We start from the raw sequence: 6,063 nt of genomic DNA, 5'->3' as shown, positions 1-6,063 counted from the left end.
CGCGCGACGGCCCCCGGTCGTTCCGCCGCGCCGGACCGCGAACGGGCACCGCGCCGCCCGGCGGTGGCCGCCGGACAGGCGCCGGCCGACAACGGCTCGGCCGCCTTCCTGACCGTGATCTGCGGCGACACCGCGGCCTGGCCGCGCGACCCCGAGCAGTACCGGCGTGACGCGGTCCGGGACAAGGCCAGGTATCCGCTCTACGGCGACTTCGCCTCCAACATCATGCCGTGCGCGTTCTGGGACAAGCCGGCCGAGCCGGTCACCCCGGTGCACAACGACGTCGGCCTGCTCACGGTCCAGAACCAGTGGGACTCCCAGACCCCGCTCGTCAGCGGTCTCGGCATGCACCGCGCTCTCAAGGGCTCGCGCATGGTGTACGTCCGGGGCGGCGAGGGCCACGGTGTCTACAACGGCGACACGAGCGCCTGCGCCGACCGCGCCGTCAACGCCTACCTGAGCACCGGGCGGCTCCCGGCAGGCGACATCACCTGCACGCCGCCGGCCCGCCGTCCGGGCACGAGCCGGCTCATCGCCCCCACCCCCCAGGGCACACCGGAAGCGCCCCGCTTCTGAGAGGCACCACCGCCGCGCCCGTCCCCGTCACGCCGGTCGCCCGGGGGAAGTCCCTACGCGACCGCGTACCGTGCCCCACCCCCGCCACCGCACGGTGGCGGGGGTGGCGGCACCTTCCGGTAAGCCGATCCGCCGGTAGGCCGACCGGCCGGTACGTCGATTCGCCTGTACGCCGACCGGCCGGTACGCGATCCGCCGATCCGCCGACCCGCCGGCCCGCCGAGGGGCACCGGGCCACCTGCCACCCGCCCGTTCCCCGCTGCCGGGGCACCGGCCGGCGGAGCCGCCGAACGCCTCACGCCGGCTCGGCCGGCGGAACCGCCGAACGCCTTACGCCGGTACGTCCTGTCCGGCAGACCGGGCGGCGGCCCCCCGGGCGAGCAGCAGAAGGGCGTCGACCAGGTCCTCCGCGGGGCTCCCGGTGGCCAGGCGTCGCAGTTGAAGACCCATCACCACGGCGACCGTGGTGGCCGCCAGCCGCTCCGCGTCCGGGACGCCGAGCGCACCGAGGATGCGGGCGGCGAGCCGGTCGTAAGCCCGGAACGCCTCCGCCGCCGCCTCCCGCAGCCGCTCGTCGCGGCCGGCGTGGATGTACAGCTCGAACGGGGCGAGATGGGCACTGTCCAGCGCCCCACCGCACGCGACCTGACCGGCCAGGGACGCCGCGTCCTCCACCCCGATGCCCTCGGTCTGGCACTGGTCGGCCAGCTCGGTGAAGTGCCGCGCCTCCTCGCGCACGAAGTGCAGCAGGCTCTCGCGCAGCAGGTCGTGCTGGGTCTCGAAGTGGTACGTCACCGAGCCGAGCGACACGCCCGCCTGCCGGGCGATCCGCCTGTTGGTGACCGCCGCGACCCCGTCCTCGCCGATGATCTGCAGGACGGCGGTGATGATGCGCTGGCGCGTCGAGGCGGCTGAGGCGGCGTTCGGCATGCCAGGCATTGTTCCATCACCCGCGGCCCACCCCGGACCGCGCCCGAGCACGGCCGGGACATCCGGTGGTGACGCCGGGTCAGCTCGTGCGGAGTGCCGGTGGACAGAGACCCACGCCGTCTCTATTGTTCGTTCGAACGAACAGATTGGGAGGACTGCCGTGCACATCGCAGGGGCAACGGTTCTGCTCACCGGCGTCACAGGCGGCATCGGCGGCGCCATCGCCGCGGAGATGGCGGCGCGCGGCGCGCGGCTGATTCTCACCGGCCGGCGGCGCGAGGCGCTGGAACCTCTCGCCGATCGCTACGGCGCGCGCACGATCCTCGCCGATCTCGCCGACGCCGACGACGTCCTGCGCCTCACCGAGGAGGCCGCCGGCACCGACATCCTCGTCGCCAACGCGGCCCTGCCCTCCAGCGGGGACCTGCTCGACTACACGCCGGCGCAGATCGACCGGGCGCTCGCGGTGAACCTGCGCGCGCCCGCGGTGCTCGCGCGGATGCTCGCACCCGGCATGGTGGACCGTGGACGCGGCCACGTCTGTTTCGTCGGGTCGCTGTCGGGCATGGCGGCCACCAGGTCGTCGTCCCTGTACAACGCGACGAAGTTCGGGCTCCGCGGCCTGTCCCTCGCTTTCCGGCAGGATCTGCACGGCACCGGTGTCGGCGTCTCCATCGTCCAGCCCGGTTTCGTACGTGAACTCGGCATGTTCGCCGACACCGGTTCCGCCACACCCGGCGGCGTCCGTACCGTCTCCCCCCGGCAGGTCGTCAAGGGCGTCACCCGGGCGATCGAACGTGACGTCGCCGAGATCAACGTCGCCCCGCTCGAACTGCGTCTCCTCACCAGGATCGCGTCGCAGTTCCCGGGGTTCGCCGAGCGGGTCCAGCGGCGTGCGGGTGCGGAGAAGACCATGGACGCGATCGTGGCGGCGCAGCGGACGGCCCGCTGACCGGCGCCGGTCAGCGGGCAGCCGGGAGGGATCACGCGCGGGGCTTGAGGAGCAGGGCGGAGGACCGCTCGACGAGGTCCCGCAGGATGCCCAGGTACCGGTCGTGGCCGCCGAGTTCGTCGAGGACGCGGTGGGCGCGGCCGCGGAAGTCGTCGATGGTCCTCTCGTAGCGGCCCAGCACCGCCGGCGTGAGCATCAGGTCGCCGAGCTCCGCTCGGGCGGAACCCGAGTGCCTCGCGGCGGCGTGCAGCTCCAGCACCCGCTCCGTGGCGTCCGCAGTCGCCTCCTCCAGGGCGCAGGCGAGCAGGAGCGTCACGGTGCCGTTGCGCAGATCCTCGTCGCGGCCGGAGAGGATGTCCTCCTGGTCGTTGAAGATCTGCCACAGCACGCCGAAGACGTCGCCGAACTCGCGCCACAGCTCCACGCGTTGCCGGCCGGCGCCCGCCAGTGCGGCGGCCATCGCGGTGATCATGCGGTAGGGGGCGCCGGACTTGCCCAGGTACGCCTCGACCACCGAGGCGCAGGTGGCGGCTTCGGCCCGGCCCTGAAGGTCCCTCAGCTGTCCCTCGGTCGCAGCGGTCCAGCATCGTACGACCTCGGCCGCCAGCGGGCCGCGGACCGGCTCCCGGATGCGGTCGGACTGCACGATGCGAAGGGGGAGCGGTGTTCCGGCGATGACGACGGCGAGCAGCGCCGCGCTCTGGTCGAGGTCGCCGGCCCGGTGGCCGTCCGGGGAGTCGGCGAGGTCGTCCAGGCAGCACGCCGACGTCCACCACAGCTCGTGGACGACGGCCAGGGGCAGCGCGGGCTCGACCGCTCCGGTCTCGACGGCGTGGACGATCAGCGGCAGCACCGACAGCGGATACCGGAAGGTGCGGTGGGCGAGGAGTTCGGCGACGACCGCGCGGACCGCCGGTGCCGACGGGCCGAGCAGGTCGAGTGCGGCTTCTCTCTCCGCGTCGATCGCCGGGGCCATCAGCCGATGCAGATCCTCGTACGTCACCGCCGTCACGCGAACTCCCGCCCTTGCCGAATCTGTTCGAGCACCGATTCGATCATTGTCCGCAACGGGGACACCAGACCGAGTTCCGGCCATGGCCGGTTCACCCGGTGGCCGCCTGGACTTCCGGGATCGAGTGCGCGCGCCTGTGGGAGTGTGGCACCGTGGTGCCTGGCCGGGCCCGTCACCTTCCCCCGTGGTGACGGGCCCGGTCTCGTGCGCGCGCGCCCGACGCTCCGGCAATATATTGTCCTTCCGGCATGGCGCCGCCGTGTGCTGTCGATGCGTGAGGTGTGCGATGTCCGATGAGACGGCCCTGCTGGTCGCCGACGTGTTCGAGGCCGCCGGTGCGCTGCGCCGTCTGGGCGAGGAGACCGCCGGTGCCGAGGGCCTCACCCAGGCCCGGTGGCAGGTGCTCAGCGCCGTGTCCGCGGAACCGCTCACCGTCCCCCAGACCGCGCGCCGCCTCGGCGTCAGCCGGCAGAACACCCAGCGGGTCGCCAACGACCTCGTCGCTCTGCGGCTCGCGGCCTTCGCACCCAACCCCGATCACCGCGGCTCCCCCCTGCTGACGCTCACGCCCCGCGGCAGGGAGTCGCTGGCCCGCGTCACGACCAGGGCCGAGGACATCCACCGCACCCTCTTCGCGGCCATCCCCGACGAGGAGATCCGCGCCACCCGGGCAGCACTGCGCCGGCTGCTGACCGAACTCGACCGGCACGAGGGAACGACCGGCAAGCGGTAGCCGCCGGCCGCCCGGCGGTGACGCGGTCAGCCCCTCCGGCAGAGGCCCTGTCCGGCCCACCGGCCGGCACGACACACCGCCGCCCCCCCCGGGACAGCCGCGCCGCACCACCCTGTCCGAGGAACCGAGGTGCCGGGCGCGGACCCTCGTGCGGGCCCCGCTCAGCCGCCGTCGCGGACCGTGGCCAGGCCGTTGAACACGCCGACGTAGGCCGTACCATCGGGCCCCAGCGTGATCGGCGCCCAGTTGTTGTCGTACCCGATGCCGGTGCCGAGGAGCTGCTTCCACCGGGTCCGTCCCGAGCGGAAGTCCACGGCGGTCAGGTACCAGGCGTCGATGCCCAGAGCGTCGGGGTCCTTCGTGTACAGGTAGATCAGCCCGTTGCCCGTGGACAGCTTCGGGACGACGGAGGGCGACCGTTCGTCGCTCACCCACGCGGTGTCGCAGCCGCTGCCGTCCCGGCGGACGTCGATCCGCGTGACCCCGCCGACGACGCTCCGCCCGAAGGTGAGGGAAGTGATGTCCTCGTAGCCGTAGTTGTTCTCGACCACGAGACTGTCCCCCCAGCTGATCAGGGAGTTGTCCGTCGTGGAGGCTCCGGAGCCGAAGACGGGGATCTCGCACACCAGACGCCGGCCGGCGGGGACGTCCGTGCCGCGCCGGTAGACGAGGACGTGCATACGGTCGTCGGCGTTGTCGGTGATCGCGACGTACCGGCCGCCGTCCCCGAAGATGTCCGGTGTCGTGCCCGAACCCTGGTTCACCGAACCGGGCTTGGTGCCGGTGCCCCGGTCGTAGGTCTGTCGCCACACCACGGCAGGAGTACCGTCCGCCGCGGCGGTGAACTCGTACAGCGCGTGGTCGGAGACGATCGACACGCCGTCCGCGGCGACGGAGAAGGAGTTCTGGATCTCCTCACCCGGCAGCCGGACGGACCGGATGGTCCCGGTGGCGGGATCGACGGTGCCGACGCGGCCCTGCCGGGTGACCCACCAGATCCGCCCCTGCCAGTCCGGCATGACGGAGGTCACCGGATCACAGGTCCCCGTGGGGTGCAGGTCGGTCCACGTCACGCAGTCGTGGGGCACCTGTCCGGTCAGGTCCCAGGCGTCGGTGACGGTGAACTCCCAGCGCCCGTCCGCCTTCTGCCGGTGGGAGAGGCGGAGGATGTGCTGCCGCGAGTCCGCGAGCACCAGGCGGTCCTGGTCGTCGAGGTACGAGTAGGCGCCCCCGGAGGTGTCCTTGAAGATGCGCGAGAAGTCCAGCCGGGTGATCGCCTCCACCGTGGACGGACGCTGCGGCAGCTGGTACTCGGCCAGGGTCGCGAGGGAGTGCGGGTCGAGCAGCTTGACCAGGAACCCGCTGAAGGTCCCGCACACGGTGACGATCCGCCCCGACCGGTCGAAGGTCACGTTGGCGCACTCGCCGCCCAGCAGTGCCATCCGCTCGCTGCCGGTCTGCGGGTGGTCCCCGAGCGGCCCGGACCACGGGTAGGTGGCGCTGCCCCAGCCATCGGCATGCATGCCGGAGCGTCCGTTCGCCGCGAGGTACGGATGCTGCGGGGGCTGGGCGCCCGGCAACGGCTGCGCGGCGGCCGGGGCACCTGAGTAGTCGTCGACCAGACGGTGGCCGGGCGCCTTGGGGATGGGGGCGGCCGGCGCGGAGGCCCCGGCCGCGGCCGTGCCTGCGGCCAGGGCCAGGACGAACGTCAGGGCCCGGCTGAGTGTCCTGCGGGACATGCGGCTCCTCGGGAAGTGTGCTCGGTGGTCGCGCCGCCGCGACCCTAGGAGCGCCCCACCGAAGAGTCCATGGAAACCTGAGGATTGTTCACGATCCCGCAACGCCCGAGCGGCCCGCCAC

The 6,063-nt window shown here is 72.9% G+C and carries 6 protein-coding genes; 3 read left to right on the top strand and 3 right to left on the bottom strand.

Annotated elements, in window-relative coordinates; translation table 11 throughout:
- Positions 1 to 576, top strand: a 576-nt coding sequence (locus tag GT045_RS05255) for an alpha/beta hydrolase (RefSeq protein ID WP_161333424.1), incomplete at its 5' end; no start/stop codon positions are given.
- Between the two features lie 330 nt (positions 577 to 906).
- On the opposite strand, the gene GT045_RS05250 is transcribed toward GT045_RS05255, so the two are convergent.
- A complete protein-coding gene (locus GT045_RS05250) occupies positions 907 to 1,506 on the bottom strand; it encodes a TetR/AcrR family transcriptional regulator (RefSeq protein ID WP_161296120.1) in 600 nt (199 codons plus the stop codon).
- Positions 1,507 to 1,666: 160 nt separating this feature from the next.
- Between GT045_RS05250 and GT045_RS05245 the strand changes: the two genes are divergently transcribed.
- Positions 1,667 to 2,458: an SDR family NAD(P)-dependent oxidoreductase gene (locus GT045_RS05245; protein WP_161333423.1), complete on the top strand. Its 792-nt coding sequence runs from the start codon at positions 1,667 to 1,669 to the stop codon at positions 2,456 to 2,458.
- 31 nt (positions 2,459 to 2,489) lie between these two features.
- Here the strand turns inward: GT045_RS05245 and GT045_RS05240 are convergent, their stop codons facing one another.
- The gene (locus GT045_RS05240) at positions 2,490 to 3,470 is read right to left on the bottom strand and encodes a polyprenyl synthetase family protein (RefSeq protein WP_345942551.1); all 981 of its coding nucleotides are present in this window, start codon (positions 3,468 to 3,470) and stop codon (positions 2,490 to 2,492) included.
- 286 nt (positions 3,471 to 3,756) lie between these two features.
- On the opposite strand from GT045_RS05240, the gene GT045_RS05235 reads away from it, so the two are divergent.
- A complete protein-coding gene (locus tag GT045_RS05235) occupies positions 3,757 to 4,203 on the top strand; it encodes a MarR family winged helix-turn-helix transcriptional regulator (RefSeq protein ID WP_161333421.1) in 447 nt (148 codons plus the stop codon).
- Between the two features lie 161 nt (positions 4,204 to 4,364).
- On the opposite strand, the gene GT045_RS05230 is transcribed toward GT045_RS05235, so the two are convergent.
- On the bottom strand, positions 4,365 to 5,942 hold the full coding sequence (locus GT045_RS05230) for a hypothetical protein (RefSeq protein ID WP_161333420.1): 1,578 nt from the start codon (positions 5,940 to 5,942) through the stop codon (positions 4,365 to 4,367).
- Positions 5,943 to 6,063: the final 121 nt, after the last annotated feature.

This window comes from Streptomyces sp. SID486, assembly GCF_009865385.1.
Classification (GTDB): Bacteria; Actinomycetota; Actinomycetes; order Streptomycetales; family Streptomycetaceae; genus Streptomyces.
The sequence above is the reverse complement of the archived record's forward strand: the minus strand, read 5'-3'. Positions and strand labels throughout refer to the sequence as shown.